General features: G+C 61.7%; 32 protein-coding genes. 10 read left to right on the top strand and 22 right to left on the bottom strand.

Annotation, left to right across the window (positions count from 1 at the left end; genetic code table 11):
* Position 1: 1 nt before the first annotated feature.
* Positions 2-346 carry a metalloregulator ArsR/SmtB family transcription factor gene (locus tag P0M12_RS09015; protein WP_277377604.1) on the bottom strand — a complete coding sequence of 115 codons (345 nt, stop codon included), beginning with the start codon at positions 344-346 and terminating at the stop codon, positions 2-4.
* 94 nt (positions 347-440) lie between these two features.
* On the opposite strand from P0M12_RS09015, the gene P0M12_RS09010 reads away from it, so the two are divergent.
* Positions 441-1,097, top strand: a complete 657-nt coding sequence (locus tag P0M12_RS09010) for an alpha-ketoglutarate-dependent dioxygenase AlkB (RefSeq protein WP_037128920.1) — start codon at positions 441-443, stop codon at positions 1,095-1,097.
* Positions 1,098-1,102: 5 nt separating this feature from the next.
* Here P0M12_RS09010 and P0M12_RS09005 read toward each other — a convergent pair whose 3' ends face one another.
* The 5 genes from P0M12_RS09005 to P0M12_RS08985 form a co-directional block, all read right to left on the bottom strand.
* Complete coding sequence (locus tag P0M12_RS09005) at positions 1,103-1,249, bottom strand: hypothetical protein (protein ID WP_020723613.1); 147 nt, start codon at positions 1,247-1,249, stop codon at positions 1,103-1,105.
* Between the two features lie 185 nt (positions 1,250-1,434).
* Positions 1,435-2,670, bottom strand: a complete 1,236-nt coding sequence (locus P0M12_RS09000; protein WP_277377603.1) for an MFS transporter — start codon at positions 2,668-2,670, stop codon at positions 1,435-1,437.
* 49 nt (positions 2,671-2,719) lie between these two features.
* Positions 2,720-3,433 carry an FCD domain-containing protein gene (locus P0M12_RS08995; protein WP_003940486.1) on the bottom strand — a complete coding sequence of 238 codons (714 nt, stop codon included), beginning with the start codon at positions 3,431-3,433 and terminating at the stop codon, positions 2,720-2,722.
* A 219-nt stretch (positions 3,434-3,652) separates the two neighbouring features.
* Positions 3,653-4,771, bottom strand: coding sequence for a hypothetical protein (locus P0M12_RS08990; RefSeq protein WP_065352781.1), 1,119 nt, complete (start codon positions 4,769-4,771; stop codon positions 3,653-3,655).
* 358 nt (positions 4,772-5,129) lie between these two features.
* Positions 5,130-5,972, bottom strand: coding sequence for an NAD-dependent epimerase/dehydratase family protein (locus P0M12_RS08985; protein ID WP_065351496.1), 843 nt, complete (start codon positions 5,970-5,972; stop codon positions 5,130-5,132).
* Positions 5,973-6,058: 86 nt separating this feature from the next.
* Between P0M12_RS08985 and P0M12_RS08980 the strand changes: the two genes are divergently transcribed.
* On the top strand, positions 6,059-6,703 hold the full coding sequence (locus P0M12_RS08980) for a ScbR family autoregulator-binding transcription factor (RefSeq protein WP_003940238.1): 645 nt from the start codon (positions 6,059-6,061) through the stop codon (positions 6,701-6,703).
* A gap of 38 nt (positions 6,704-6,741) precedes the next feature.
* On the opposite strand, the gene P0M12_RS08975 is transcribed toward P0M12_RS08980, so the two are convergent.
* A complete protein-coding gene (locus P0M12_RS08975) occupies positions 6,742-7,629 on the bottom strand; it encodes a ScbA/BarX family gamma-butyrolactone biosynthesis protein (protein WP_065351495.1) in 888 nt (295 codons plus the stop codon).
* A gap of 168 nt (positions 7,630-7,797) precedes the next feature.
* Positions 7,798-8,343 (bottom strand): LuxR C-terminal-related transcriptional regulator, encoded by a 546-nt coding sequence (locus P0M12_RS08970; RefSeq protein WP_231915723.1) that lies wholly within the window; start codon positions 8,341-8,343, stop codon positions 7,798-7,800.
* Positions 8,344-8,973: 630 nt separating this feature from the next.
* Here P0M12_RS08970 and P0M12_RS08965 point away from each other — a divergent pair.
* Positions 8,974-10,473: an NAD(P)/FAD-dependent oxidoreductase gene (locus P0M12_RS08965; protein ID WP_277377602.1), complete on the top strand. Its 1,500-nt coding sequence runs from the start codon at positions 8,974-8,976 to the stop codon at positions 10,471-10,473.
* 363 nt (positions 10,474-10,836) lie between these two features.
* Here P0M12_RS08965 and P0M12_RS08960 read toward each other — a convergent pair whose 3' ends face one another.
* The 3 genes from P0M12_RS08960 to P0M12_RS08950 all read right to left on the bottom strand — a co-directional run bounded on the left by P0M12_RS08960 (position 10,837) and on the right by P0M12_RS08950 (position 13,224).
* Entirely contained in the window at positions 10,837-11,589 is a 753-nt protein-coding gene (locus P0M12_RS08960; RefSeq protein WP_042925138.1) for a phosphotransferase, read from the bottom strand.
* A 122-nt stretch (positions 11,590-11,711) separates the two neighbouring features.
* Positions 11,712-12,581 (bottom strand): aldo/keto reductase, encoded by an 870-nt coding sequence (locus P0M12_RS08955; RefSeq protein ID WP_197487714.1) that lies wholly within the window; start codon positions 12,579-12,581, stop codon positions 11,712-11,714.
* 184 nt (positions 12,582-12,765) lie between these two features.
* Positions 12,766-13,224, bottom strand: a complete 459-nt coding sequence (locus P0M12_RS08950; protein WP_063315607.1) for a hypothetical protein — start codon at positions 13,222-13,224, stop codon at positions 12,766-12,768.
* 77 nt (positions 13,225-13,301) lie between these two features.
* Here P0M12_RS08950 and lexA point away from each other — a divergent pair, with 77 nt between their 5' ends.
* Entirely contained in the window at positions 13,302-13,991 is a 690-nt protein-coding gene (lexA, locus tag P0M12_RS08945; protein ID WP_174519486.1) for a transcriptional repressor LexA, read from the top strand.
* 13 nt (positions 13,992-14,004) lie between these two features.
* Here lexA and P0M12_RS08940 read toward each other — a convergent pair whose 3' ends face one another.
* The 4 genes from P0M12_RS08940 to P0M12_RS08925 are packed head-to-tail and all read right to left on the bottom strand — an operon-like array spanning position 14,005 to position 17,361.
* A complete protein-coding gene (locus tag P0M12_RS08940; RefSeq protein ID WP_003939933.1) occupies positions 14,005-14,418 on the bottom strand; it encodes a cupin domain-containing protein in 414 nt (137 codons plus the stop codon).
* A gap of 29 nt (positions 14,419-14,447) precedes the next feature.
* Positions 14,448-14,834: a DUF2255 family protein gene (locus P0M12_RS08935; protein WP_007729735.1), complete on the bottom strand. Its 387-nt coding sequence runs from the start codon at positions 14,832-14,834 to the stop codon at positions 14,448-14,450.
* The gene (locus P0M12_RS08930) at positions 14,809-16,281 is read right to left on the bottom strand and encodes an MFS transporter (protein WP_065352780.1); all 1,473 of its coding nucleotides are present in this window, start codon (positions 16,279-16,281) and stop codon (positions 14,809-14,811) included. The genes P0M12_RS08935 and P0M12_RS08930 overlap by 26 nt, the downstream gene beginning before the upstream one ends.
* Positions 16,282-16,323: 42 nt before the next feature.
* Positions 16,324-17,361, bottom strand: coding sequence for a zinc-dependent alcohol dehydrogenase family protein (locus P0M12_RS08925; protein ID WP_065351494.1), 1,038 nt, complete (start codon positions 17,359-17,361; stop codon positions 16,324-16,326).
* Positions 17,362-17,528: 167 nt separating this feature from the next.
* Here P0M12_RS08925 and P0M12_RS08920 point away from each other — a divergent pair, with 167 nt between their 5' ends.
* Entirely contained in the window at positions 17,529-18,413 is an 885-nt protein-coding gene (locus P0M12_RS08920; RefSeq protein WP_007729733.1) for a helix-turn-helix transcriptional regulator, read from the top strand.
* Positions 18,414-18,440: 27 nt separating this feature from the next.
* Here the strand turns inward: P0M12_RS08920 and P0M12_RS08915 are convergent, their stop codons facing one another.
* The 5 genes from P0M12_RS08915 to P0M12_RS08895 all read right to left on the bottom strand — a co-directional run bounded on the left by P0M12_RS08915 (position 18,441) and on the right by P0M12_RS08895 (position 22,267).
* Positions 18,441-19,583: a GGDEF domain-containing protein gene (locus P0M12_RS08915; protein ID WP_007729732.1), complete on the bottom strand. Its 1,143-nt coding sequence runs from the start codon at positions 19,581-19,583 to the stop codon at positions 18,441-18,443.
* Positions 19,584-19,701: 118 nt separating this feature from the next.
* Positions 19,702-20,166 (bottom strand): Rrf2 family transcriptional regulator, encoded by a 465-nt coding sequence (locus P0M12_RS08910; protein WP_030536487.1) that lies wholly within the window; start codon positions 20,164-20,166, stop codon positions 19,702-19,704.
* 62 nt (positions 20,167-20,228) lie between these two features.
* Positions 20,229-20,978, bottom strand: a complete 750-nt coding sequence (locus P0M12_RS08905; RefSeq protein WP_065351492.1) for an SDR family oxidoreductase — start codon at positions 20,976-20,978, stop codon at positions 20,229-20,231.
* A 75-nt stretch (positions 20,979-21,053) separates the two neighbouring features.
* A complete protein-coding gene (locus P0M12_RS08900; protein ID WP_039973116.1) occupies positions 21,054-21,902 on the bottom strand; it encodes an LLM class F420-dependent oxidoreductase in 849 nt (282 codons plus the stop codon).
* A 44-nt stretch (positions 21,903-21,946) separates the two neighbouring features.
* Entirely contained in the window at positions 21,947-22,267 is a 321-nt protein-coding gene (locus P0M12_RS08895; protein WP_007729728.1) for a GYD domain-containing protein, read from the bottom strand.
* 81 nt (positions 22,268-22,348) lie between these two features.
* Here P0M12_RS08895 and P0M12_RS08890 point away from each other — a divergent pair, with 81 nt between their 5' ends.
* From P0M12_RS08890 to P0M12_RS08875, 4 genes are all read left to right on the top strand, one after another.
* On the top strand, positions 22,349-22,531 hold the full coding sequence (locus P0M12_RS08890) for a hypothetical protein (protein ID WP_003940600.1): 183 nt from the start codon (positions 22,349-22,351) through the stop codon (positions 22,529-22,531).
* Between the two features lie 44 nt (positions 22,532-22,575).
* Positions 22,576-23,391 (top strand): DUF72 domain-containing protein, encoded by an 816-nt coding sequence (locus tag P0M12_RS08885; RefSeq protein WP_058226655.1) that lies wholly within the window; start codon positions 22,576-22,578, stop codon positions 23,389-23,391.
* Positions 23,392-23,462: 71 nt separating this feature from the next.
* Positions 23,463-23,972 carry a hypothetical protein gene (locus tag P0M12_RS08880; RefSeq protein WP_030536492.1) on the top strand — a complete coding sequence of 170 codons (510 nt, stop codon included), beginning with the start codon at positions 23,463-23,465 and terminating at the stop codon, positions 23,970-23,972.
* Positions 23,973-24,005: 33 nt separating this feature from the next.
* Entirely contained in the window at positions 24,006-24,461 is a 456-nt protein-coding gene (locus tag P0M12_RS08875; RefSeq protein ID WP_030536493.1) for a PPOX class F420-dependent oxidoreductase, read from the top strand.
* 2 nt (positions 24,462-24,463) lie between these two features.
* Here the strand turns inward: P0M12_RS08875 and P0M12_RS08870 are convergent, their stop codons facing one another.
* Positions 24,464-24,907, bottom strand: coding sequence for a helix-turn-helix domain-containing protein (locus P0M12_RS08870; protein ID WP_030536494.1), 444 nt, complete (start codon positions 24,905-24,907; stop codon positions 24,464-24,466).
* A 117-nt stretch (positions 24,908-25,024) separates the two neighbouring features.
* Here P0M12_RS08870 and P0M12_RS08865 point away from each other — a divergent pair, with 117 nt between their 5' ends.
* On the top strand, positions 25,025-25,429 hold the full coding sequence (locus P0M12_RS08865) for a PaaI family thioesterase (RefSeq protein ID WP_003940256.1): 405 nt from the start codon (positions 25,025-25,027) through the stop codon (positions 25,427-25,429).
* A gap of 1 nt (position 25,430) precedes the next feature.
* On the opposite strand, the gene P0M12_RS08860 is transcribed toward P0M12_RS08865, so the two are convergent.
* Positions 25,431-25,946, bottom strand: coding sequence for a MarR family transcriptional regulator (locus P0M12_RS08860; protein WP_003940222.1), 516 nt, complete (start codon positions 25,944-25,946; stop codon positions 25,431-25,433).
* Between the last annotated feature and the right edge of the window lie 46 nt (positions 25,947-25,992).

Genomic DNA, 25,992 nt, shown 5'->3' with positions numbered 1-25,992 from the left:
GCTAAGTCTCCTTCTGTGTGGTGCTGAGTAGGTGATCGAGCTTGCGGAACTGTTGTTCGTGGATCAGTCGATAGCGGTCGATCCAGGCGGTCAAAGCCTCGAGAGTTGCGGCGTTGAGATGTACCGGCCGCCTCTGGGCTTCGCGGCTGCGAGTGACCAAACCCGCGGCTTCGAGTACCTGAATATGTTTGGAGATGGCCTGTTTCGTGATCTCGAACGGCTCGGCCAACTCGTTGACCGTTTGGGGGCCGGAGCTCAGGCGGGCGATGATCCGCCGTCGTACCGGGTCGGCAAGCGCCATGAACGCTTTGTCGAGACGCTCGTCTGCCCCTGGATCCACGATCACTTGTCAACCATCTCCTTTATCAACCAACCTGTTGATTACGGTACGAGCCCATGCCGAGGGTGTCAATGCTTCGAAACCGATTAGCGTGGAAACCATGAACGCTCTGATTCCTCGGCCACGATTGGAAGTGGCGCCGGGGGCGATCCTCGTTCCGGATTGGCTCAGCGTCGAACAGCAACGCTTCTTGGTGGCCGAGTGCCGACGGTGGGCGACCGCACCCGTACCGATGCGCTCCGCTGTTGTCCCTGGTGGGCACAAGATGTCGGTGCAAACAGTCTGTCTCGGTTGGCATTGGCAGCCGTACAAGTACACGCGCACCGCCGACGACGTGAACGGTGCGCCTGTCGCAGCGGTGCCTGACTGGCTCGTCGACCTCGGCCGGGCCGCAGTTGCCGCTGCCTATGATGATCCGACTGCGGGGGAGCGGTACACGCCGGACACCGCGCTGATCAATTTCTACGACGAGGGCGCTCGGATGGGCATGCACCAGGACAAGGACGAGCGCTGCGACGCTCCCGTCGTCTCACTGAGCGTCGGGCAGAGTTGTGTCTTTCGATTCGGGAATTCCGAGAACCGGAACAAGCCGTACACCGACGTCGAACTCCATTCGGGTGATCTCTTCGTCTTCGGTGGAGAGTCTCGGTTCGCATATCACGGAGTGCCGAAAGTTATTGCGGGAAGTGCAAGTCCCGACATAGGTCTGCCGTCCGGGCGGCTGAACATCACCCTGCGGGATACCGGAATGTCGTGACTGTCTCACCCCTGCTGTGCCACTGGTGCAGCAGGGTCGAAGTCTGCGCTCGAAGGTCCGTCCCCGACCATCTCGATCAACTCGGTCGACGGTGGAGTTGGCAGCGTGCGCCAGCGCTCTCGTTCGAGGTTGTGGGGTTGTGTCTCGTTCAAGCCCTCATTATCGACTTCCGGCTCCGATCCACCAGTCGGGGATGGGCCGGGTGCAATTCGGTAGGCCGTTGAGGGAGCCCCGCTGTCTCGTCGACATCCTCGGACCTCAGCACGTCGACGACAGCTCGGGTCGCGTCACGGGTCTGGGGAGGTTGGTGGGTGGATTCGAGGCGACCGTGATTCGCTTATCCCAGTGTCTTGTTGCGGCCGGCGAGGGAGCCGAAGACGAGTTGCACGGCCAACAGCACCAGCAACGCGATCAGAGGAGTCGTCCAGGAATCGACGGCGTCGTGCAGTGCACCGAAAACGAGGGGACCGGTGGCGGCCAGAAGGTATCCGACGGACTGTGCCATACCCGAGAGTGCCGCTGCTTGACCGTGATTGACAGTGCGTATTGCGAAGAAGGACAAGGCAATGACAATCGATCCGCCGATGCCGATGCCGAGGAATGCATTCCACAGCAGGGCCCAGGAGGGGAGGAGGAGTTGGCCGAGAACTGCCACTGCGGCGACCGACACCAGCCCGAGGACGGCTCCTCTCTGATCCTTGGGCAGTTTGTGCAGGAGCACTGCTGTGAGGAGGCTGCCGACGATCGAGAATATTTGCATGATGCCTTGATGCAGTCCGGCGGTAGCCGCGGTAGTGCCGTGTGATTCTTCAATGGTGGGCCACCATGTCAGAACGGTGTAGAAGAAGAGAGATTGGACGCCCATGAATATTGTGATCTGCCACCCGAGTGCTGAGCGCCAGGGGGAGCGATGGCCGCCTGGATGGGGATCCAAAGCCGCAGCGTGATCGTGTTTCGGAAGCGTGCGTCGGCGAAGTTGGGGAAGGAAAACCCCAAATCCTATGAGAGCCATAGCAGCCCAGATTCCGAATGCGATCCGCCAACCGTGATCGGTGAGACCGGCGATCGGCACGGCAAGTCCGGATGCGGTTGCGGCGACGGCTGCAGAGACCGCCGAGAAGATGCCGGTCAAACGGCCGGCTTCGGTCGGGAAGTCTCGTTTGAGGAGCGCCGGCAGTAGAACGTTCATTGTTGCGATGGACATGCCGAGCGATACGGTACCGATCCACAGCGCAGGCATCCACGGAACAGAGCGGATCACGATCGCTACGGCGAGCATGCCGAGTGCTGCCGCGAGTGTCCGTTCCATTCCCCACCGAGCTGCGATGACCGGGGCAACGGGGGAGAACACTGCGAAGCACAGCAGTGGAAGGCTGATCAGCGCTGATGCTGTTGTCGACGAGATATCGAGATCGGTGCGTACCTCACCGAGTAGCGGGCCGACGACTGTGATTGAGGCTCGAAGATTGGCTGCGATGAGAAGAATGCCAGCGATAACGAGTCCTCGGCGCATCATCGGTATCGCGCTCGGGGCAGACGCCACGTTTTCGGTGTCGGAGATGACGTTAGCCATAGGTGTGCCCTTCTGAGATTGTCTGTGCGCTGAACCTCTTGTGTGTCAGCTACTTCGGCATGTTTTGCAGAAAGAGGGATCGGCTGTGGTCCATCAGTCGGACCACTGCGGCGGCTGCGCCGTCCGGATCGCGGTCACGGATGGCCGCAAGCAGCTGCCGGTGTGGGTCGTCGTCGGTCCAAGGTCCGATGAACAGCTGTCGAGTCTCCTTGTCGGACTTACCTTGTGGGATGCTCATGGTGTCAGAGCGATCGAGACTGCGGTAGATGTCCGTGATCAGTTGGTTCCCGCTCGCTGCGAACATCTCCAGGTGGAAGTCGAGGTCGTACTCGACGGATTTGGCGACGTCGGGCTCAGCGTCTCGGCCATCCAAAGCCCGAGTCATTCGGTCGATGTCTTCGGGCAGGGCTCGTTCGGCTGCGAGTCGGGCGGCGTAGAGCTCCAAAGCTTCACGGGCTTCGAAGATTTCGAGCACGTTCTCCGCCGCTGCACGTCTTTGAAGTGCAATTTCGAGTTCTGAGCTCGCGCAGACGTAGGTTCCGTCTCCCGGGCGTGCTTCGAGGAGGCCGGCATGGACGAGGCCGCGAATGGCCTCCCGGACCGTATTGCGGCTCGCGCCGGTCATTTCGACAAGTTGATGCTCGCCGGGGATCTTCTCCCCTAATTCCCAGTTGCCAGAAGTGATCTGGGACCGCAGTTGTTCCGCGATCTGCACTGAAAGTGGGATGTTGCGTGCGGTGGGTGCGATACGGGAATCCGGCATGAGTCAAATGTAGGACATTTGGCGATTTGTGGATAGGTTTACCTTTGTGATCTAGGGCACTCGGGTTCGGATCGGCCTGGGCGGGGTACCGCCCTTCCGCATGTCTGCGTGCACGTGAGTGCTCCTGCCGACCGCGCACGGGGCAGTTGACTCGACTCGAAGGGCAACTGCGATCGATTCCTCACGGAACCTCATGCCTAGCAGACCCTCACGTGCGGGTCATTGCTGCGATTCCAGCGTCCATGCGGGCTGGTCGGTCACTTCCGGGCCGTCGTGCAGCACCCAAGCACACGGCTCGGAAATGTAGGTGGCAGCATCGGTGAACCAGTATGTTTCGTCGGGTGCCCAGCCCGCGATGACGCTCGCCGTCTCGGTATCGACCTCGATCGCGGTTCCTGCTGCCGCGAGGTATCCCGTCACGGTAAGGTGCACTCCCTCAAATCTTTCCGCGACCTGCACCCAGTCGGGGATGACCCACCCGCCTGATCGGCCGGTAGTCCGATACCAAACCTGCCGCGTTTCTGCGGTGACCTCGAGCGGGAACCGTCTGCACAGCTCCGACCAGGCTTGCGCGCTGTCGATCTCGTAGATGCGTGCGCCAGTCGGTGGCCGCAATGCTCGGACGACGACCCGTTCCCATCCCATGCTGTCTTCGACGAACCACAAGCCCGCCGGAGTCCCGTCGAACAGCGCCCTCGTCGAACCCTGAGTGGGTGGATTCGACCACCAATAACCTGACCAGTTCGCCGCGGGGTCCACCGGGCGGTCACGTTCAGCTCTCGCTTCCGATTCCAGGGTGCTCGTGCGCCACTCGCTGAGGAGTTGTTGCGCAGCAGGCACTTCGTCTGTGTCCGGAGATTCCTCACCTCTGCTCAGAATCGACCATTGGTCGGATGAGGCGAGCGAGGTTGACCACCACCGCGCGCATTCGGAGCCGGCGATGTGCTCGGCGACGCGTCGAAGCTCATCTCGCATAACTTCGGTGGCGACGAGGACGTCTTCTCCGTCGGGATCCTGCCAGTAACGCGCCGCATCGACCGCTTCTGCGAGGGCGGAGCGTAGATCGACGGCGGTGACGTCGGGGAGCGATATTTCCGTGAGGCTGCGCGCCACGCCCTCCGCGGTGACTATGGTCTGCCGGGCCTCTTCGGCGCCCGGGCCGAACAACACTTGGGAGGTTCCTTGTCCGATGTCGAGGTGATACGCCGCCCGGTGAGCGTTGATGCGGAACATGTCGTCGCCTGGCTCGGGACGCAGGGCGCGTTCGGCGTCGATCGCATACGCGAGCAGCATCCGGCGTCCGCGCGGGCCCGACAGCAAAATATCCGCAGTGAGCATCTGTTCTCCCGTTTTCTGGTTCAGATGACGGTAGCCGAGGTCGTTGAGACGGAGAACTTTCTCCTTTGATGTCGGAAATCCCGACGGTCCCGTCGCGCACGACATGATCGCCACACACTGCATTCGGCGGCGAAGGCGGACGGAAGGGAGCCCCAGGCTGCTGCCAGTCGCGTGAACGCCGCTTCTTTGGTGTGCGCGATCACTGCCGTCTTTGTGTAGCCGTGGTTTTCGTCGATCAGAGCTCTCTGTTTGCCTGTAGTGACTGCGAAATAGGTCGTATTGATCGCTGAGGCTGAACAATGGAGAGGGCTGAAAAGGTTGGGAGACAGGTGTTTTGGCGAGAGTGATCCGTGTGCCATCAGTACAGTCTCGACCGGAACCAGTGATCGAGGCTGATCATGTCGATCTGGTGCATGTCGAGACTCAGCTGGGCAGCAGCTTTCACCGCGTCGGCGCGGGGGATAGAGTTCTGGGGCAGAGTCCAGTTGGTCTCCCGCGCATGTTGCTCGAGAAGGTCGATGACTGTCCGCGGGACAGGCTCGTTGACGTGAAGTGTTGAGCCGTAGCGAAATTGCTGTTCTATCGACAACTCGTAGATGGATCGGGCGAGTAGGTCTACGTCGACTACCGACAGGACAGCGCTACCGCCGTCGATGATCGAGTCGAGGCGAGAGACAATTCGCGTCAGTGTCGGAAGAAACCATCTGTCGCCGGGTCCGTACACGAGATGCGGCCGGACGACCAGGCCTCCGGCGTCGCGCACGAACTTCTCGGCGAGAGCGCGCGTGCGACTGGCAGGTGAGAAGGGGCTGAGAGGTGCGCCGTTGACCGGCAAGTCTCGAAACGGTCCCGGCCCGTACACGGCCGCGGTACTGACGTAGAGCAAGCGTTCGACGCCGACGGTGGCGGCCATCGACGCAACGTTCTGTACGCCGTGTTGGTTGACGTGAACGCACCGTTGTTCGTCGTCGCCCACGTACGACACGCAACAGATGACGGTCGACGCCTGACTCATTGCAACTCGTAGAGAAGCACTTTCGTTGATGTCGCCGATCACGGTGGCGATTCCTTCACGGCCGAACTGTTTGGCTGCGGTGGCCGTGCGAACGAAACCGATTGCAGCGTTTCCGTGGCGGGAAACCAGCTGTTTCATCACTGCCGAGCCGATGAAACCAGTGGCCCCGAGTACCAGAGTCGTCACGGTGTGTCCGTGTCGAGAGCGTTGCTGCGGGCTCTTTCGACGTATCGTTGAGATTCATTCCGTCGGCAACGAGAGCTGGGTAGATCATGCAGGAGCGTGCTGTCCTGACGCGCCAGGCCGTCATTTTGGGTGCTGCGAAGAGCTTCGAGAAGTTCGGGTACTCCGCCAGTTTGGGCACGATCTTGCAGCACGGGGGTGTGTCGAAGGGGGCGATGTATTTTCATTTCGCGTCCAAGGAGGAGCTTGCGCACGCGGTCATCGCAGCGCAGCACGGTATGGCGATGGAGGGTACCCGGCGGGTTGCTGCGCACTCCGACATCGCGGTCGAAACCCTGGTGCTCGTTTCGCAGGAGATGGCTCGGCAGCTTGTGACCGAGCCCATCGCGCGAGGTGGCATGCGGTTGACGATGGAGATCGGCAGTATTCAAGGCCCCATCGAACAGCCGTACCTCGATTGGATCGAGGCTATCAAGCAGGTGGCAACCCAAGCGGCCGAAGCCGGCGATATCGTCCCGGGCACCGATATAGACGCGTTGGCTCGATTTGTGGTGGGGTCGTTCACCGGAGTGCAGATTCTCTCGGAAATGCTGACGGGCAGAACCGATCTGTACGAGCGGTTGAGTCAGATGTGGAACCTGGTGCTGCCAACGATCGTCCGCGAGGACAAGTTGGCGCACGTCATGCAACTGGCGGCGCTTGCACCGAGAGAGTGGGAAGCACCGAGCGCTTGACGTGGTAGACGCGACGAGAAGAACGTGTTCGTTCCCTCTCATGATTGGTCCGCAACTGTAATTTCGAGTTCCGCGGTGGTTTCCAGTTCTTGAGTGAACCGAACTCGGTGCACATGGCCCGACGCGTCAAGGGGGATCGTTGACACCTCGCACGGCGTTTCCCATTCAGTGAACCTCGGAAAGACCGCCGAGAGTGAGGCGATCTTTGTTGCTGGGTTGCCGATGTGAAATCGGAGCGCTTGTCGGGCGGCCTCGAAAAGAATCATTCCTGGGATGTGGTCGACGGGGTGGTCGAAAAGGGAGTGGTTGCGCGGATCGGGAGCGCAGAACATCGCGTGCCGAGCAGGATCAGTGCTGATGAGCACATCTCCATCGGTTAGGCGTCCGACTCGCTCCGATCCGACCACCGCGGCTCCGGAAGGAAGGATGCGTCGGCTCGGGCGGTGGTCTTCTCGTCCTTGCCGAATTCGACGGTATCCCTCGGGGCTGACTCCTCGCGCAACAGCGTTGCATCTGGCGACGTGCCGGTTGCCCTCGCTGAGGATCCCCGACACTTCGACCCCCGAAACCGCTCCGTCGCGATGAGTGAGGTTGTCCACTGTCATCGAGAAACTCAACGGCTCCGCGACTGATTGCACGTCGAGCGCGTCCAGCATCTCGAAGCTGAACGTTTCCATGACGAACTTGTAGTGCAGTGGAATCTCGTATCGGGTGTGGCACAGAAGCACCACTGCCTGTCGAAATGCTTCTGCCACCCCGAGCGGATCGTGTTGCTCGCTCGATACGTCGAATATCCGGTGCGAGACCGGGAGTTGCACAGCAACCTGGTACGCCGAGTCCGATTCGATCCGGTAGTCCGTCAAGAAAACCTCGGCAACAGCATGTCTGTGGACGAGATGCCGCGGCACTGTGCGTGTGTATTCCATTGATTGAATGCACCTTTCGATGTTCACTCGTGTCTTCGGTGTCGTGTAGGACCTAATATTCGACGTCCGGGCGCGTCATCGAATCGTCAAAATTGACGATCTTTTCGAAGGTCGAGTTCGATCAGGGGCGGCACCCCATCTCGGCGAGTGTGTCTGGGGCACTTCCTGCTAGAAGCGTCCGATCCGAAGTTCCAGTGGGTGTCTGCGTGCGTCGTGACCAGAGCGGCGGAGCATCGCGCATGCCTCCAGCTGGGAATGCACCCCCAGTTTTTGCAGGATGCTTCGGATGTGGGCGCGAACCGTGGTCGGTGCGATGTGGGCGGTTCGAGCAATCGAGTCGACATTCGAGCCTCCGTAGAGAAGGCCCACGATCTCGAACTCGCGATCGGTGAGACTGCTGATTCGTGCGAATTCTTCGGTGCGCAACCGGATGCGTTGTACGAGCGAGGACTTGTCGTGTGCAGACCGAGCGGAGTTGGGGTTGATCGCGGCCTGCAGCTCATCGAGCAGGGATGTGAATGGCAGTTGAGAGTTGAGCACGGCGTGGGCGCCCGCTGCGAGCCCCCGAATCATGGAGTTGCCGCTACTGAGATCGCCGACCAGGACCGATCCCTCGAGCGCGGAGAGCTCCTTCACCTGCCAATCGACGCCCCCGAGTGGTAGGAGAACGAGCGCTCTACCGTGATCGCTGGTGTGATGCCTTAACAGGCTCATGTCTGCGGTTTGTGGCTCGGAATAAGCCCTGGCGCTGATTCCGGCAGCGATTGCATTGGCGAACCCTCGATTGCTATGAGTGGTGTACACGGTGACTGTGCTGGAGAGTGTCATAGCGACTACATCTCCGGTGGAGGTCCGCTCCGCCCGCTCTCTTCGCTGCGAAACCAAAACCGTTGCTTTCAGCGTGGTTTCGTCAGCAGGTTAGCTATCGCAGTGACCTTTCCGCTGATGCGCACGAAGGTTACGGCGATATCGCAGTTGCCCGTCTTCCCATGGAAACTCGCGCGTTCGTCACCTGATCATGGACCTTCGAATTATGCTGGGGCGCTGAATATTTGGGCGATGAGCATCCCGTGTAGACGAGTCATTGGGCGTTCCGTCGACGACGTGAACAACTCTCCGGTGTCTCGAGGCATTCAGGCGTCTCGATCGAGTTCCGCGAGGCCGGTGCGTCGCGCCTCAATGTTCCGTGCGCGGCCGGGTCGAGATATTGACTGTTACCGTCAGTTGCACATACCCTGTTCATTGGCGCTGACCTTAGGGAACCCGGCCTGAACCGGCCGATCGTTCTCGGTCACTGCCGACGCCAGAAGTAGCTTCGCGACGACCGACGAAACGAGTTTCCTCATGACACAGCATGTCGACGTACTGATCATCGGCGCTGGCTTGTCCGGAATCGGCGCGGCTTGCCACCTCATTCGTGAGCAGACCGGAAGCACTTACGCGATCCTCGAACGCCGCGAGAACATCGGTGGCACCTGGGACCTGTTCAAGTATCCCGGCATCCGTTCGGATTCCGACATGCTCACCTTCGGATTCGGTTTCCGTCCGTGGATCGGAACCAAAGTGCTCGCAGACGGCGCCAGTATCCGTGACTACGTCGAGGAAACCGCCAAGGAATACGGCGTCACCGACCACATCAACTTCGGCCGCAAGGTCGTGGCAATGGACTTCGATCGCGCGACTGCACAGTGGTCCGTGACCGTCCTGGTCGAGGCGACGGGGGAGACCGAGACGTGGACCGCGAACGTCCTCGTCGGCGCCTGTGGTTATTACGACTACGACAAGGGATACCGCCCCGCCTTCCCCGGTGAGGACGACTTCCGCGGTCAGATCGTGCACCCGCAGCACTGGCCGGAGGATCTCGATTACACCGGAAAGAAGGTAGTGGTCATCGGTTCCGGTGCCACCGCGATCACGCTGATCCCATCGATGGCCCCCACTGCCGGTCACGTCACCATGCTGCAGCGCTCGCCCACGTGGATCCAGGCGCTACCGTCCGAGGACCCTGTGGCCAAGGGTCTCAAGCTTGCACGCGTTCCCGATCAGATCGCTTACAAGATCGGTCGAGCCCGCAATATCGCACTGCAACGCGCCAGCTTTCAGCTCTCACGCACCAATCCGAAGCTGGCGAAGAAGCTGTTCCTCACCCAGATCCGCTTGCAACTCGGCAAGAACGTGGACCTGCGTCACTTCACCCCCAACTACAACCCGTGGGATCAGCGCCTGTGCGTGGTTCCCAACGGGGACCTGTTCAAGGTGCTCAAGAGTGGCAAGGCCGACATCGTCACCGACCGTATCGCCACGTTCACCGAGAAGGGCATCGTGACCGAGTCGGGCCGCGAAATCGAGGCCGACGTCATCGTCACGGCGACCGGCTTGAACGTACAGATCCTGGGCGGGGCGACCATGAGCATCGACGGCGAGCCCGTCAAGCTCAACGAGACGGTCGCCTACAAGAGCGTGCTCTACTCCGACATTCCGAACTTCCTGATGATCCTCGGCTACACCAACGCATCCTGGACGCTCAAGGCCGACCTGGCCGCGTCCTATCTGTGTCGCGTACTCAAGATCATGCGTAAGCGCGACTACACGACTTTCGAGGTTCACGCCGAACCTGAGGACTTCGCGGAAGAATCTCTCATGGGCGGAGCCCTGACCTCGGGCTACATCCAGCGCGGCGACGGAGAAATGCCGCGTCAGGGTGCCCGCGGCGCGTGGAAAGTGGTCAACAATTACTACCGCGACCGCAAGCTGATGCACGACGCCGAGATCGAAGACGGTGTGCTGCAGTTCAGCAAGGTAGACATTCCTGTCGTGCCTGATAGCAAGGTCGCCAGCGCCTGAGCCGGCTCCACTCGAATGAACGGGGTTGCGCCCCCTTGCCTGAATCCGTGATCTTTTCGTTTTGTCGGAGAGTCGAGGTTCGCGTTCGTGGCGTTTCGAAAGTTGCTGCAGGAAGAGCGAGTCCAGACTTCGGTCTGCCATCTGGGCGGCTGGGCATGCTTGCCGCGGTCCGAAGCTCGATTGAGACGACCACCGCTCGCTGACAATATCCAGGCGTTTGCCGGCTGACGGCAATCAACGGCGGCGCGAACGCGTCGCGACCTGCCTAACCGTGCCGTCATCGACACGAAATGCTTTTGGCTGCAGCAATTTTGGCGCGAGTCGAAGGTTTGGCAGATCGGGGAGAACGTCCTGATGGTTCGGTTATTGTCGGTCGCGCATCGCTTGTCGATTCAGCACGTCTACTTCGCAGCCCGGCGCGGCTGGATCGAAACCATGCTCGACCAGCCAGCGCACGCCTCTCAAGCTGCGCAACGACCACCACGCCTGGATGACCTCGAGGTCGACGTCAGTGCCGTAGCCCTCAACCACGTCATCGAGATGTTCCGGGTGGCCGAGGGTCAGTGTTGCGAGGTCATACAAGGGATCGCCCTGAGCGGCTTCGGACCAGTCGATGACGCCGGCAACTTCGTCATCGGTCACGAACACATGGGAGGCTTGGAGATCGCCGTGCGTGAATACCGGTGTCCACGACCTGAGCGCAATCTCGGCAATCCGACGGTTGGATGTAATCACTCCGGTGGCAACCACCCCGCTCCTGGTCAGCCATGCACATTCGCGGTCCAGTTCTGAGGCGATGTCGTCGAGACTACGGCCGGGCCAGGGCGGCAACGGTGCGTCGTGCAGCGTTCGAACGGCGGCACCCGCTGCGGCCCACGCCGCTGAAGACGTGGTCGACGGTCTGCCTAGGCGACCGAGCGCGTGTCCCGGCAGAGCGGCGAGCGCGAGCACGGGCGGTGTGCGCCACAGAATCTGCGCTGTCGGGATTGGGGCCCGGAGCATTGCTTCGACCTCGACGTCGGTATTCGACTGATCGGCGTCGATCTTGAGGAACACCTCACCGACGCGCAGAGTCGCGCGCTCGGTATGGGCGACGACGACCTCGACTTCTGTCACGTCGGTCAGTATGGCTGGGATGCGCCTTGGCGTCGCCGGGTTTCTCGCGTGCGGTCATTCGCGATCGGAGCGCGGTATGGTCCGCTGACCTCCCGCACCTCAAACTTTCTCAACAAACTGCCTTACTGCTCCCTTGTTTGCTGCGTGACATCATCAAGGTCCGCCAAGTCAGTCTCACTGAGATCAATTCGCGAAGCAGCAATGTTGGCTTGTAGATGAGCGATGCTCGTGGTGCCGGGCAGGGGAATGACGGTGGCCGCGACCCCGCGCCCGCGCTGATGGACCCACGCAAGAGCGACCTGGCCAGCCGTCGCTCCGACACGAGAAGCGATGCTGGCAAGGGACCGAGCGACAAGATTGCCGGTGGAATGGTTGAGGTCGCCGTGCCCCATCGGCGAATGTGCGACCAGTGTGATCCCGAGGTCGGCGAGCGTTGGGAGGAACAGTTCAACATCTCGCCGTATAAGGGACCATTGCTCTTGCACGGCAGTGATCGGGTGTACGGCATGAGCTCGTCGGATGTCATCGAGCGTGACATTGGACAGCCCCAGAGCCCGGATCTTCCCTGCCTGGCGGAGCTCGGCCATAGCGTTGACGGTCTCCTCGATTGGTGTGTCCTCGCTGCGGTGATGCAGGTAGTAAAGATCGAGGTGATCGACGTCGAGGCGCCTGAGTGAGCCGTCGATGGCCGCGCGCACCGTTGCAGAGTCCGCCCGAACATTCCAGTCATCAGGACGACCGGACGGCCCGCGGTAGACACCGAATTTACTGCACAACGTGATGTGTTCACGGTTGGTGCCAATTGCCCGACCAACCAGCTCTTCGTTTCCATACATCTCGGCTGTGTCGAGCATGGGCACCCCGGAGTCGATCGCGGCGCGAACCAGTGCGGCGGGGTCGCGGTCAGCATCACCCCACCCGCTGTCGGTCAATCGCATCAGGCCCAGGCCCTGGATGGGCCCGTCATCGAATGTTTTCGGCGCGACAGTCATGAATGAGTACATTATCGGGGCCGCTGATCAGAACCAGGTCGCCAAAGAGGCCGATTCCGGCGACTTCGACATCTCGCTGCATCGCCCGTTCAGCGCTTGACGCGGTGCAGCTGTCGATCGCTGTTTGGAAGTGGGCGTACACAGCTGAATATCACGCTGCGAAATGTCGAGTGTCCTGACGTGCTCAGGATGATTCTGTCCGCTTGACCCGCGCGTTATGCACAACCATCGGGACAGTTATTGCCAGGACCATCGCTATCACGAACACCGATATGAAGACCCAGGGGCGCGCTGCTTCGGATGCTCGGACGGTCAACACAGCTCCACTCGTAAGCAGGGGCATCCCTGCTGCCGCGAGTAGATCGACGTGCCGCGGGGCGACGGGAGGTCCGGCGAAGTATGGAACTCGAACCCCTGAGTTCTCCCGAAGCATCCGTCGCTCCGACATCGCGTAAGTGGTCGCGCCGACTACGAAAATGGCCAGTCCGAGTACGACAAGACCAATTCCCGTTCGGGTGGTGAGCGCGGCAAACATGAACACCGATGTCACTGCCGGATAGAGCACCACCATCTTCCAGAGTGGAGTCTTGGACCGCGTGTCGACTGCAACACTGACCGGGCGCATCGGTTCGAGAGGCTCCATCAGCTCAGCGTGCCATGCGCCGCTCGGGAAACAAACTGCCTGTGCCGTTTCTGGCAGACTCCGGCTGCCTGGCCTGGATGTCGGGACCCCTCACTACGATTCTCATCGTGACCGATTACGACGATCTCGACATGTTCGGTGGCCTCGACGCCTCCTCCCTGCCGCTCCGCCAGCAGCAGATTCTGATGACCATCCGGGATCTCGTGGCTGCCAACGGGTGCACGCCGAGCACACGGCAGATCGGAGACGCGGTTGGTCTGCGCTCGACGTCGACGGTGTCCAAGCACCTCAAGAGTCTCGAAGAGAAGGGCTTCCTCCGTAGGGGAGCGGCCATGGCTCGGCAGTTGGACGTGCGGCCGTTCCTCGTAGGCGCGAAGGAACAGTCGTCGTCGAATACGGTGACGGTTCCGGTCGTCGGTGACATCGCGGCCGGCGCGCCGATCCTCGCGGAGGAGCACGCCGACGAGGTGCTTGCGCTTCCTCGCGAGCTCGTCGGCTCTGGCACGGTGTTCGGACTTCGGGTGCGTGGTGAGTCGATGGTCGACGCAGCGATCTGTGACGGTGACGTCGTCGTGGTGCGCCGCCAGGACGAAGCTCATTCCGGTGAGATCGTCGCCGCGATGATCGACGGCGAGGCCACGGTGAAGGTGCTCCGGCGTCGCGACGGTCACGTGTACCTCGAGCCTCGTAATCCCGCATACAGCGTCATCGACGGCGATCGCGCGGTCATCCTGGGCAAAGTTGTTTCCGTGATGCGACGTATCTGAGAGGTGTCCGGTCTCAGCGATGGTTGGCGCGGGGACCGCCGTATTCCTCATCGGTGACTTTGTCGCCCCATGTAGTTTCGGTGCCTCCGTCGCCGGGTCCTTCCCACAGTGCGAGGTGGCTCATGAAACGGTCGGGTGCCGCGCCGTGCCAGTGTTCCTCTCCCGCTGGGGTGTAGACGGTCTCACCCGGGTGGACTTCGACGATCTCGCCGCCGCGAGCTTGAACCAGCGCGGTCCCGGAGACGATGTGGAGGGTCTGTCCGACTGCATGGGAGTGCCAGTCGGTTCGCGCGCACGGTGCAAAGCGAACCATGTTGGCGCGCATCCTCGACGGCTCCTGTCCGGCGTAGATGACGTCCCACCAGACGTCGCCGGTGAACCAGTCGCTGGGTGCTTTGCTGGTGGGCTGGGGCTTCAAGATTTCCATGAGGTCTCCTCGGAATCGAAAGGGGCGGTTCAGTTCTGCGTCAGCGGAACAAGTCGAATGGTGTTGGGTGCGGCGGCGCGGCCGGTGACGGAGCCGACGATCTGCGGGCCGTAGCGGTCGTACTTGGTGTGATAGGCGGAGTCGATCGACGAGTGGGCATCCGGTGCGGCGGACTCGAACGCCACGTCCCGCTCGATTCCTCCTGCTCGGATTCGGCCCGTTCCACTTGCCGTTGCTCGGACGAACCACGGGTTGTCGGTTCCGTAGGCCGAGCGAACGTACAGTTGGTTGTCGGTACGGACAACCCAAATCGTGACGTACGGCCTTGCGGTTCCGTCTCGGCGGTACGAGGAGACCTGCAACTCCTCGGCGTCGCCGATCTTGGTCAGTTCAGCCTCGGTCCACGAGTGCGACATCTCGGCTTCCTTTCTCCTGGTCGAATTGCTTTGCGGTACTTCGCGTTCTCGTAGCCGGGACGATCAGTGCGAGGACGATGACGAGACAAGCGGCGAGCAGGGCGGTGCCTGCGGTGAGAGCCGTTGATACGTGATCGGTGAGTGCCGTTGTAGCGTCGTCGGCAGAGGATCCGGCGCCCGCGGAGACTGCGACGAGGATGCCGAGTCCGAGGGCACTGCCCAGTTGATGTGCAGTGTTGACCAATCCTGATGCGGCACCGGCATCTTCGGCCTGTACCCCGGAGATGCCAGCAGAAGTCAGTGGGGCGAAAGCCAACCCCTGTCCGGCGCCGATCAAGATCATCGGAAGTGCTATCGCAGTGAGGTACGTGCTGCCGGGATGGACCAGACTGAGCCACGCCATCCCGGCTAGGGTGACGGCAATGCCAACCGACAGAATTGCGGAATTTCCGAATCGCGGTGTCAGTCGCGGAATAAGCATCGCCACAGCAAAATTGACGATCGTCATCGGGAAGAAGGCGATGCCTGCTTGGAACGCGCTGAAGCCCATGACGCCTTGGAGTAGCTGAGTCGTGAAGTAGAAGAATCCGATCATGGCACCCAGATAGAGCATTCGGGCGGCGTACGCCCCGGATCGCTCCCGGCTACGGAACAACCTCAGTGGCATGATCGGCTGCTCCGCTCTCGCTTCGTTGAGGAAGAGCAAGGTCAGTAGTATCGCCCCGGCCGCCAGTGTCGCAACGGTGATCGGTGAGGTCCACCCCGCTTCGGCCGAGTTGACGGTGCCGAAGACGAGTGCGGTCATGCCGAGTGTGGCGAGAACAGCGCCGGCCACATCGAAACGTCCGGAGTTGGGCTCGGTTTCCGGAATGAACCGGGGAGCGAGAGCGATCATCGCGATACCGATCGGAACGTTGATGAAAAAGCCTGCGCGCCAAGACACCCAGTCGGCAAGGGCGCCGCCGATCACGAGTCCGAGGCTGGCGCCTATTCCCGCAGCAGCGCCGTACCAGGCAACAGCGCGCGTTCGCTCCGGGCCGGGCGGGAAACTGGCGGTCAGCAGTGACAGCGACGCCGGGGCGACCACTGCTGCTCCGACGCCTTGGAGAGCGCGCGCTGCGATGAGCCACCAACCGTTCGGCGCGACCCCGACGAGAAACGACGCAATCGCGAAAATCGCGAGACCGGCCACGAATACGCGACGACGGCCGAAGATGTCCCCGAGACGAGCACCCAGCAGGAGAAGCCCGCCGAACACCAGGGTGTAGGCGTCCTGGACCCAGGACAGCCCGGTTGCCGAGTAACCCATGCTGCTTTGGATGCTGGGTAGCCCGGTGAAGATGATCGAATTGTCGAGCAGGATTATGAAATAGCTGATCAGAATGATCGCCAGGATCGCGGTGGGATTGATGCGACCGGCAACAGGACGGGTGGCAATGTGGGTCACGCGCTTCTTCTTCGCAAGTGGTGGACTTTCGCAAGTGGTGGACTACGGGCGGACGAGGACCTTCAACGATTCACGGGAGTCCATGGCTCGGTAGCCTTCCGCTACGTCGTCGAGTCCGACGGTGTGGTCGAAGACCTTGCCCGGCTCGATCTTTCCGTCGAGCACATCCGGCATCAGCTCTTCGATGTACGCGCGCACCGGGGCCGGTCCACCGGTGAGTGTGATGTTGGGTCCGAAGAGTGTCCCGAATCCGATTGGAGCTTCTTCGTATTGGGGTACCCCGACTCGGCTGATGACGCCGCCCGGTCGGACAACTCCGAGCGACTGCTCGTAGGCAGGCATGTGACCTACCGCTTCGAGGACGACATGAGTGCCGTCGCCTCCGGTCAGTTCGCGGACTTTCTCGATGCCCTCATCTCCACGTTCGGCAACCACGTCGGTGGCTCCGAACTCGAGACCGAGATCCGTGCGGGTCTTGTGGCGCCCCATGAGGATGATGCGCTCGGCGCCGAGGCGTTTGGCGGAGAGCACTGCCATCAGCCCCACGGCTCCATCGCCGATGACCGTGACCGTCGTGCGTTGGTTGACGCCACCCTTGACCGCCGCGTGATAGCCGGTGCCGAAGACGTCGGAGAGTGTGAGCAGTGACGGTAGGAGTTCGGAATCCTCACCGACCGGCGCCTTGACCAGGGTGCCGTCTGCCAACGGCACTCGGATGGCCTCTGCCTGACCGCCTCCGATCCCGTTTCCGGCCCAGAATCCACCGTGTCGGCAAGACGCCTGCAAGCCTTCGCGGCAGAAGTCGCACGTCCCGTCGGACCAGGCGAAGGGGGCGATGACGAAGTCGCCCTTCTTCAACGTGGACACCTCGCGACCGGTCTCTTCGACCACTCCGACAAATTCGTGGCCCATCGGGGAACCACCGGGCGTGGCCGGCATGTTGTGGTAAGGGTGCAGGTCAGAGCCGCAAACGCACGCCCTGACGACCCGCACGATCGCGTCCGTCGGCTGCTGCAGTGCCGGATCGGGCACGGTCTCGACTCGAACGTCTCCGGCGCCGTACATGATGGTTGCTCGCATGGTGTCCCCTCTTGCTTCTGGTGTCGCGTGCTTCGAAGTCGACGTTTCGGCGTGGACCGGTCGACTGCAATCAGTCAACGCCGCGCCTCGCGGGCGCGGGAGTGTCTGTTGTTCCAGGTAACGGCAGTACCTCCCTCGGTCTTCTCCGCTCGAGTAACGTGAACTGCATGGACAACCGAGCCGAGATCCGCGAATTCCTCAGCTCCCGTCGTGCTCGCATCACACCCGAGCAGGCAGGGCTGCCGGCCTACGGCGGGAACCGTCGCGTCAAGGGGTTGCGCCGTGAGGAAGTCGCTCTGCTCGCCGGTGTGAGCATCGACTACTACGTGCGCATGGAACGCGGAAATCTGGCGGGAGCGTCGGACTCGGTGCTCGAAAGCCTTTCCCGAGCACTGCAACTCGACGAAGCCGAAACTGCCCATTTGTACGACCTCGCGAAGGCCGCCAGTGCAGGCGCACCGAGTAGAAAGCGGCCCGCCCCCAAGGGCGTGAGCCCGGCGATTCAGCAGATACTCGACGCCATCACCGACGCGCCGGCGTGGGTACGTAATGCCAGGCACGACATGCTGGCGGCCAATCGTATGGCGCGCGCGTTGTATTCGCCGGTGTTGGCCGATCCACGTAGGCCGGCGAACAACGCCCGGTTCGTGTACCTGGACCCGGCATCGCAGGACTTCTTCGTGGATTGGGAGCGCGCGGCAGACGACATCGCCGCGATGCTCCGCTCGGAAGCGGGGCGCAATCCTCATGACAAGGCGTTGACCGAGCTCATCGGTGAACTTGCCACTCGCAGTGAGGTATTCCGCACCCGGTGGGCGAAACACAATGTGCGCTTTCATCGGACGGGATTCAAGAAGGTTCGTCACCCCGTCGTCGGAGACCTGGAGCTGAACTTCGAGGCGATGGAACTGCCGTCCAATCCCGGGCTGACACTGCTGGTCTACACCGCGGCGCCGGGGACGCCCACGGCTGACGCACTCAAACTCTTGGCGAGTTGGGCGGCAACCCAGGATCAGCTGGATCCGGCGAACGACAGCGAAGCGGCGCTCTGAATTCGATCGGCAGGTAGTCGTGCCGATTCAGCTCAGATGCGTTACTGCCCAAGCTACCTGGTCTCCACCTCGTCGTTTCGCCCGATACATCGCGTTGTCGGCATCGGCAAGAATCCGATCGATGGTTCCCGAAGCGTCCGGGATTGTCGAGGACAGCCACACGCTGGCTCCGACGCTCACGGAAATCGACTGCCGGCCGGCGGGCCGCGATATCGAATTGTGAATGTCCACCACGGTTTGTTCGATGCGACGTGGCTCCACGGGCATGAGAATCACGAACTCGTCGCCGCCAGTCCGCGCAACCAGCCCGACCTCTCCGACCACCGAGTTCAGGCGCCGGCCGACTGTCACCAGCATCCGATCGCCTTCCGCGTGACCCAGTTTGTCGTTGACGCTCTTGAACGAATCGACATCGATCACCACCGCAAGGACTACGTGTCCTTGGAGTTCGCCGACACCGAACAACTGTTGCCAGACATTGTGCAGCCCACGTCGATTCAGGGCAGCGGTGAGTGGATCGCGCCAAGAGTGTCGTGCGTCGTCGGTCAAATACAGGACGAGGAAATGCACGGTCATCGAAGCTGAAGCGATAACACACCCGATGACGAATCCAGTGGACACCGACAGCGAAGAGTCGGTATCCGGATCGGTTACAGCTCGAATTGTCAGTAGCGCAACGACGAACAGCGCGCCGGTGATCTGTGCTGTGACTATTCGAGGGCTGTGGAATACCGACGAATAGTTCGCGACGACCACGAACAGAACGGTGCCGGTCAATGCCAGGAAGCTCGAATGGATTCCGGCGAGAAGTATCAAGGACAAGCAGATATTGGTGAGCGAAACGAAACGAACGGATTGATGGTGACTCGGCCAAGACCGTCCGAGTGACCAGCGAATCATGCAGTAGAGCGCGATCATGCATGCTGCGCCCGCCGCGAGCCGTTCAGGGAGCTCGGTTGCGCCACCCTTCACGAATTGAGCCAGTACGGCGAGTGCCACGAACACAGCACACCAAAAGGTGACGACCACCCTGGCTGTCCCCAACATCGATCGAGCAGCCAGGAACCTCGGGAACCATTCGCCGTCGTACGCAAGAGACCACCAGCGACTCAACAGTCCAGTTGTTTGACGAATGTTCTGCCCCAACCCCGCAGCGCCACTGACTCCCATGAAACCCCCTCCGAGATCTTGCGAAAATTCCCGGAAGATTCTTCGTCAAGATTTGATCCCCGAACAAGGTACCCGATAGTTGAACGATGGATTGCCGTCTCGTGGGGTGTGGGCTGCTCTAGGGTGTGATCGGTGTGATCAGGATCTTTCTGAGTGCCGGAAGGTCCAGGGTTGCAGCAAGATCTGCAATAGTGACCCCCGACAGCGATGCGCGCCAGGCTTTTTCGGCGTCGGCCATGACCTTGGCGATTCCGCAGGCGGAACGGCACTGTTCCGGTGGGGCGGCGAGGATTCCTTGCTGTCGAATCTCCGTGCACCGGAACGCAGGTTCGGTGCCGTCAACGGCCTGTACGACGTCGAGAACGGTGATCTTCTCGGGAGCCCGGGTGAGAACGTACCCGCCGTCTCGGCCCTCGGTCGGATTGACCAGACCGGCGTGCGCGAGCGCTCGCAGATGCTTCGCCAGGTATGTCTTCGACACCCCGTGAAGTTCGGCGAGTCTGGCTGTGGGTACCGGCCCCTCGGACTGGCTCAGAACCACGCAGCAGTGGAGTGACCACTCCACGCCTCCGGAAAGCTTCATGATTGGACTCTATCGACGCCGCGGAAAGCGGTGAGGGCCGGACGTCGCTCGAGTTGTCGACGTCAGGCCTTCTCGGCAAGCCACGCGTCGTATGTTGTCGGCGCGATCCATGCATCTGCACCGGGTGTCGGGGTCAGTGCCGAGTTGTCGAGTTTCGCGCCGAAGTAGCCGGCTTCGGGATCGGAGATCACCGAACGCTTGTCGCCGGTGACGAGGAACAAGCGCCGGACCAGTTCGTCGATGCCCAGCGGTTCGGGTCCGGCAATCTCGACCGTGCCGTTTCGCGGCGCGGCGGTCACTACCTCGGCGACGTGGGACACGACGTCTCGAGACGCGATGGGTTGCAGATGTCCCGGCGTTGCGTGGACGGCGCCGTCGGTGGTTCCCGCGTCGGCGATTCCGGCGACGAACTCGAAGAATTGGGTCGATCGGACGATCGTGTAGGGGGTCGGGCCCGCTTTGACCAGGTCTTCCTGGGCGACCTTGGCTCGCATGTACCCGGAATCGGGCAGTCGATCGGCACCCACGATGGACAGTATGACGTGGTGCCCGACGCCTGCCTTCTCCTCCGCGGCGAGGATGTGGCCGGTTCCGTCGCGGAAGAAGGCCAAGACGTTGTCGTCCGACCACGAAGGGGAATTGGTCAGATCCACGACGACGTCGGCACCCTCGACTGCCTCGGCGATACCTGCGCCGGTGGTGATGTCGATCCCGTCGCCGCGACCGAGCGCCTTCACGTCGTGCCCGGCGTCAGCGAGCTTGGCGGCGACCTGGCTTCCGATGAGTCCGCTTCCGAAAATGACGATCTTCATGTTTTTCTCCTTTACTCGGATAAGTAGTGTCCAAGTATACTCGGACACTACTTATCCAAGTCAAGGGTTGCCCGGTCAGTCGAAGAGTTCGGCGGCCAGTGCTTCGTAGGTCGCGATCGGATCACCTTCGGCGGGAAGTGCTTGGATCGCAACGTGATCGGCACCCGCCGCGACATGCTCCCGAAGTCGATCCGCGATGGACTTCGCGGTACCCCGCGCAACCAGGGCGTCGATGACGCGATCGTTCCCCTCGTTGGCCAACTCTTCGGGCGCAAAACCGAGGCGCTCGAGATTGCTCGTGTAGTTGCGCAGATACAGATACGGGTTGGCGACGGCGGGGCGACCGATTGCTCTGGCCTTCTCCGGATCGGTTTCCAGGACCACCTTGTGCTCGGGGGCCAGGATCTTCGAAGGGCCGAGGATTTCGCGAGCTTCGGCCGTGTGTTCGGGGGTGGTCAGGTATGGATGCGCGCCGGCGGCGCGAGCGGCGGACAGTTTCAACACCTTCGGCCCCAGTGCGGCGAGGACGCGCCGCGCTTCCGGGACCTGGGCCGCGTCGAGTTCGTCGAGGTACGACACGAGTGAGGCGTACGGCTTGGTGTAGTCGCCGGTAGCCTCCGGATGTCCGACGCCTACGCCGAGCAGGAATCGACCTGGGTGCGCGGCTTCGAGTCGGTGATAGGACTCCGCCACCTCAGCCGCAGGTGAGGACCAGATGTTGACGATTCCGGTTGCCACGGTGATGTGCTCGGTCGCGTCGAGAAGTTTCTCGGCGATCCGTAGATCGGCGCGTGGGGAGCCGCCGATCCAGATGGTGCCGAAACCGAGTTTCTCGATCGCAGTTCCCAGCTCGGGCGGCAAACCAGCCGCTCCTCGCCAGATTCCGTAGGTGCCCAGGTCAGGTGTTTTCGTAGTCTCCGTCACAGCGGGTGCAACTCGGCTGCTGCCGGGATCTATTCCTTCCGTCGTCATTTGCCCGGCGCGCGGTAGTCGGTCGGTCGCTTGACTGCCTCGTCGATCTGCTCCGGCGTGAGCAGTGTGATCGACTCCGAGCGTGCTGCACCTGCCGCAGCCGTGCGAATGCTCAATGCGGCTGCCGCGACGTCGTCCGGCAGGTTGCCGATCACGAACATGTCGTGACCGCCCAGTGCGAAGTGGCAGGATTCGACAGTGCCACCGATGCTTTCGACCATTCGCGTTATCGCGTCGCGCCGCGCAGTGCCTCCCTCCTGCTGCAGACCGGCGGCGCCGGAGGGTGAGTACGTCACTTGCCAGAGGTATTTCGGCATTTCCACTCCTAGCTCGGGATGGGTACTTCGATCGTGTACCCGTAGGGCGCTCGGTGGCAATGGGTAGGGGACAATCACGGCATGGTTGGAACTCCGGTGATCGTGACTATCGTGTCCGTGTGTGTAGGTTTTGTGATCTTCATGCTCGCTGCCAGTGGTGCACGCGGAAAGTGGGACCGTCGCCTCGTGATCGCGTTGTTCATCGGTGCGGTGGTGTGCCTGACCGTCGTACCGGTATCCGTCGCGCTCAGCGCCGGAGTTTGAAACACGGAGTGCCAAAACGCTCGAGTGCCGCTTAGTCTGAATCGATGGCAGATATTCGGGTAGGTATCTCCGGGTGGACGTATCCCGCGTGGCGCGGAGATTTCTATCCGAAAGGTCTTGCTCACCGCAAAGAATTGTCTTATGCCGCAGAGAGATTGACGTCGATTGAGATCAACGGCTCGTTCTACGCGCTGCAGAAGCCGGAAAGCTACACCAAATGGCGCAGCGAAACTCCCGAAGATTTTGTGTTCGCGATCAAGGGCGGCCGGTACATCACACACATGAAACGGCTGCTCGACGCCCGTGACGGACTCGCCAACTTCTTTGCCGCCGGAACGCTCGCCCTCGGCCCCAAGCTCGGGCCGATTCTGTGGCAACTACCTCCGACGCTGCAGTTCGAATCGCAGCGATTGGCCGACTTCTTCGACGGTCTTCCCCGTACCACGCAGGCTGCAGCCGATCTGGCAGCACAGCACGACGACAAACTCACCGAAGACCGAGTGTTCGCCCAGACCGAGAGGGACGTGCCGATTCGCTACGCGGTGGAAGCGCGGCACGCCAGCTTCGAGACCGACGAAGCCGTGGACCTGATGCGCGAGCACTCCATCGGTTTTGTCGTCGCAGACACAGCCGGCAGGTATCCCCGCATCACCACTCCTACTACCGATTTTGTCTATGTGCGGATGCACGGGGACAAGGAACTGTATGCGAGTGGGTACACCGACGAAGCTCTGGACAAGTGGTCCAAGCGCTTTCGGGATTGGATGGACGAGGGCCTCGACGTGTACGTCTACTTCGACAACGACATGAAAGGCTTTGCGCCGCACAACGCAATGTCCTTGTTGGAGCGGCTGCGCTGACGGATCGCCTGGCCTGTCGGTGGGATGTGGAAGGCTTCCGCATGAAACACGAGGACCGAGGAGATACCACGATGACGCCAGAACAGCGGACGCCAGAACAGAGCTGGCCGACGCATTGGCCGAAGGTCGCCCGTGACATCGCCGATGCCACGGCCGACGCACTCGCCGCGGTGCGGGCGGCAAATCGTGACGGACTACTCGTGGCTGTCGAGGAACTGCGCGGGCTCTCTTTCGAGCAGGTCAGCTCGGTTCACGCGGCGATCGTGCGCGAATTGCTCGAGGACACGCATCCGGACGGCTTGTCCAGCGAGGACGTGCAGGATGCGCTCACCGCCTGCGCCAAGTCCACGATTGTGTGGCTGCCGGATCTGGACGTGCAGGCGCTCGCTGCGGTCTACACCGGGGCGCTCGGGATCTCGGATCTGGAAGACGATTCGTTCCGTATCGGGCACGGCGCGTACCTGCGTTCGGCGGTTCTGGTCATCGGGAGTTTGTCGACCGGAGTGAAGAAAGCTCAGAGCGCGTACATCATTCGTGCAATCGGCGAAATCGCACGTGCTCAGACCATCGAGATGCCCTGAGCGTCAGTTCGTAAATCGAATTAGGCTGAGGTCATGTCCAAGATCGCCAGCGCAGATCGTGTGTCGTTTGCCGAGCTCCTCGAATTCGTCAGGCCGCGCCATCGGGCCACGTTCGTCACGGTGAAGAAATCCGGCGAGTTGCAGATCTCTCCGGTGACGTGCGGGGTCGACGACGAGGGTCGGATCGTCATCTCCACGTACCCGGAACGGGCCAAGGCCGCGAATGTCCGCCGCACCCCGGCGGTGTCTCTGTGTATCCACTCCGACGAGTGGAACGGCCCGTACGTCCAGGTGAACGGAACCGCGGAGTTGATCGACCTCCCGGACTCGGTGGAACCGTTGGTCGACTACTACCGATCCATCGCCGGTGATCATCCCGACTGGGACGAGTACCGCGAAGCCATGCGCAAGCAGGGTAAGAGCCTGATCCGCGTCACCGTCGACTCCTGGGGTCCGATCGCAACAGGCGGGTTTCCGCCCGGACGCTGACGCTATCGAGCAGGCGGCGAGAGTTCGACTACATGCGCGTCTTTGGCGGCCAGCGGCTCTTTGCAGTGCGCGCACACAACTTGGGCGTGCAGGATCTCACCGCAACGGTGTTCGACGACGGTTGGCGGTGGACCCGTCGTCGCAAAGGCGTCCCCCCATTCCATGAGCGCCATCAGAATGGGATAGAGCGCCTTCCCTGATTCGGTGGCGACGTATTCGTAGCGCGGTGGATGGTCTTCGTAGCGTCGCTTCGCGAGGACGTCGGCGTCGACAAGGGTGCGTAGACGCGCGGCGAGGATGTCGCGGCTCGCACCCGTGCCCGCGGCGATCTCGTCGAACCGTCGTTGCCCGAGGGCGATTTCTCTGAGCACCAACAGTGACCACTTCTCGCCGACGACCTCCAAGGCGTTGGCGATGGAGCAGTTGCGTCCTTTTGTCGCCGTCATCTCTGGGCCCCTGTTAGTTGGAAATGTTAGTTGGGAATTCCAACTTAGCACTTGACGGCATGTATTCGAGGGCGGAAGGTAGGTCGAGAAATCCAACGGAGCAGATGAGGGGTCGTCATGACGGAATTGAATCTCGAGGCAGCAAGCGGATTTGTCAGCGCTGCCGGATTGCAACTGGACGAGGTGTCCGGCACGAAGGTTGTCGGGCACATCGATCTGTCCGAGGAGCATCACACGCCGTGGGGCGTAGTCCACGGCGGTGTCTACACGACCGCCGTCGAGTCCGCCGCGAGCATCGGGGCCAGCACTGCAGTGGCGGACCGTGGCGAATTTGCCGTCGGAGTGCACAACGGAACGGATTTCCTGCGGGCGCGTACGGGTGGGCGCGTGGACGTCGTGGCTGTGCCGATACAGCAGGGCCGGGTTCAGCAGTTGTGGTCGGTGGTCATCACCGATCCGGAATCGGGCAAAGAGGTGGCGCGCGGTCAGGTGCGTTTGCAGAACGTACCGCTGCCGAAGTAGGTCAGTCCCAGATCCCCGAGTCGATGTTGAGTGAGATGCGTTTGAGCAGTGCCGTCAGTTGGGCACGTTCGTCCTCGTCGAGTCCGGTGAGTACTTGACGGTCGCGCTCGACGCGTCGGGGAAACTCTGCCTCGACCAATGCGCGACCGGCATCGGTGAGTTGAAGCAGAACCACCCGCCCGTCGTGTTCGAAACGTTGACGCTCGACAAAGCCCAGCTTGGCCAGGCGGTCTGCGTGTTTTGTGGTGGCGGCGCCGCTGACCATCGTGACGGCGGTGACCTCGCTCGCCCGCAGGGGACGGTCACTGCGAGCGAGTGCACTCATCACGTCGAATTCGGCGCGAGAGACCCCGCTGGACGCCAGTGCGCGGTCGAGCTGGTGAAGAGACTGCGCGTTGATGCGGGCGATCCGGCCCATCACCTCGACGGGAGCAGTGTCGAACTCGGGGTAGGCGCGCTTCCATTCGCGACGGACTTTGTCGATGAAGTCGTCTTCGGATCTGTTCGCCGCGCCCATGTCCCTATCTTAGCGACAGAATTCACATTACTTCACAAGTAATTTA

The organism is Rhodococcus sp. RCBS9 (assembly GCF_029457415.1).
Taxonomy (GTDB): domain Bacteria; phylum Actinomycetota; class Actinomycetes; order Mycobacteriales; family Mycobacteriaceae; genus Rhodococcus_F; species Rhodococcus_F qingshengii.
Note: the sequence above shows the minus strand (reverse complement) of the source record. Positions and strands in the feature narration are given on the sequence as shown.

Bases quoted from the DNA above. Each gene is read 5' to 3' on its own strand.
- P0M12_RS09010 (WP_037128920.1), top strand. From the start codon at position 441: ATGAACGCTCTGATTCCTCGGCCACGATTGGAAGTGGCGCCGGGGGCG.
- P0M12_RS09000 (WP_277377603.1), bottom strand. From the start codon at position 2,670: ATGGCTAACGTCATCTCCGACACCGAAAACGTGGCGTCTGCCCCGAGC.
- P0M12_RS08995 (WP_003940486.1), bottom strand. From the start codon at position 3,433: ATGCCGGATTCCCGTATCGCACCCACCGCACGCAACATCCCACTTTCA.
- P0M12_RS08990 (WP_065352781.1), bottom strand. From the start codon at position 4,771: ATGCTCACTGCGGATATTTTGCTGTCGGGCCCGCGCGGACGCCGGATG.
- P0M12_RS08980 (WP_003940238.1), top strand. From the start codon at position 6,059: ATGCAGGAGCGTGCTGTCCTGACGCGCCAGGCCGTCATTTTGGGTGCT.
- P0M12_RS08975 (WP_065351495.1), bottom strand. From the start codon at position 7,629: ATGGAATACACACGCACAGTGCCGCGGCATCTCGTCCACAGACATGCT.
- P0M12_RS08970 (WP_231915723.1), bottom strand. From the start codon at position 8,343: ATGAGCCTGTTAAGGCATCACACCAGCGATCACGGTAGAGCGCTCGTT.
- P0M12_RS08965 (WP_277377602.1), top strand. From the start codon at position 8,974: ATGACACAGCATGTCGACGTACTGATCATCGGCGCTGGCTTGTCCGGA.
- P0M12_RS08955 (WP_197487714.1), bottom strand. From the start codon at position 12,581: ATGACTGTCGCGCCGAAAACATTCGATGACGGGCCCATCCAGGGCCTG.
- P0M12_RS08950 (WP_063315607.1), bottom strand. From the start codon at position 13,224: ATGGAGCCTCTCGAACCGATGCGCCCGGTCAGTGTTGCAGTCGACACG.
- lexA (WP_174519486.1), top strand. From the start codon at position 13,302: ATGTCGGGACCCCTCACTACGATTCTCATCGTGACCGATTACGACGAT.
- P0M12_RS08940 (WP_003939933.1), bottom strand. From the start codon at position 14,418: ATGGAAATCTTGAAGCCCCAGCCCACCAGCAAAGCACCCAGCGACTGG.
- P0M12_RS08935 (WP_007729735.1), bottom strand. From the start codon at position 14,834: ATGTCGCACTCGTGGACCGAGGCTGAACTGACCAAGATCGGCGACGCC.
- P0M12_RS08925 (WP_065351494.1), bottom strand. From the start codon at position 17,361: ATGCGAGCAACCATCATGTACGGCGCCGGAGACGTTCGAGTCGAGACC.
- P0M12_RS08920 (WP_007729733.1), top strand. From the start codon at position 17,529: ATGGACAACCGAGCCGAGATCCGCGAATTCCTCAGCTCCCGTCGTGCT.
- P0M12_RS08915 (WP_007729732.1), bottom strand. From the start codon at position 19,583: ATGGGAGTCAGTGGCGCTGCGGGGTTGGGGCAGAACATTCGTCAAACA.
- P0M12_RS08910 (WP_030536487.1), bottom strand. From the start codon at position 20,166: ATGAAGCTTTCCGGAGGCGTGGAGTGGTCACTCCACTGCTGCGTGGTT.
- P0M12_RS08905 (WP_065351492.1), bottom strand. From the start codon at position 20,978: ATGAAGATCGTCATTTTCGGAAGCGGACTCATCGGAAGCCAGGTCGCC.
- P0M12_RS08895 (WP_007729728.1), bottom strand. From the start codon at position 22,267: ATGCCGAAATACCTCTGGCAAGTGACGTACTCACCCTCCGGCGCCGCC.
- P0M12_RS08890 (WP_003940600.1), top strand. From the start codon at position 22,349: ATGGTTGGAACTCCGGTGATCGTGACTATCGTGTCCGTGTGTGTAGGT.
- P0M12_RS08885 (WP_058226655.1), top strand. From the start codon at position 22,576: ATGGCAGATATTCGGGTAGGTATCTCCGGGTGGACGTATCCCGCGTGG.
- P0M12_RS08880 (WP_030536492.1), top strand. From the start codon at position 23,463: ATGACGCCAGAACAGCGGACGCCAGAACAGAGCTGGCCGACGCATTGG.
- P0M12_RS08875 (WP_030536493.1), top strand. From the start codon at position 24,006: ATGTCCAAGATCGCCAGCGCAGATCGTGTGTCGTTTGCCGAGCTCCTC.
- P0M12_RS08870 (WP_030536494.1), bottom strand. From the start codon at position 24,907: ATGACGGCGACAAAAGGACGCAACTGCTCCATCGCCAACGCCTTGGAG.
- P0M12_RS08865 (WP_003940256.1), top strand. From the start codon at position 25,025: ATGACGGAATTGAATCTCGAGGCAGCAAGCGGATTTGTCAGCGCTGCC.
- P0M12_RS08860 (WP_003940222.1), bottom strand. From the start codon at position 25,946: ATGGGCGCGGCGAACAGATCCGAAGACGACTTCATCGACAAAGTCCGT.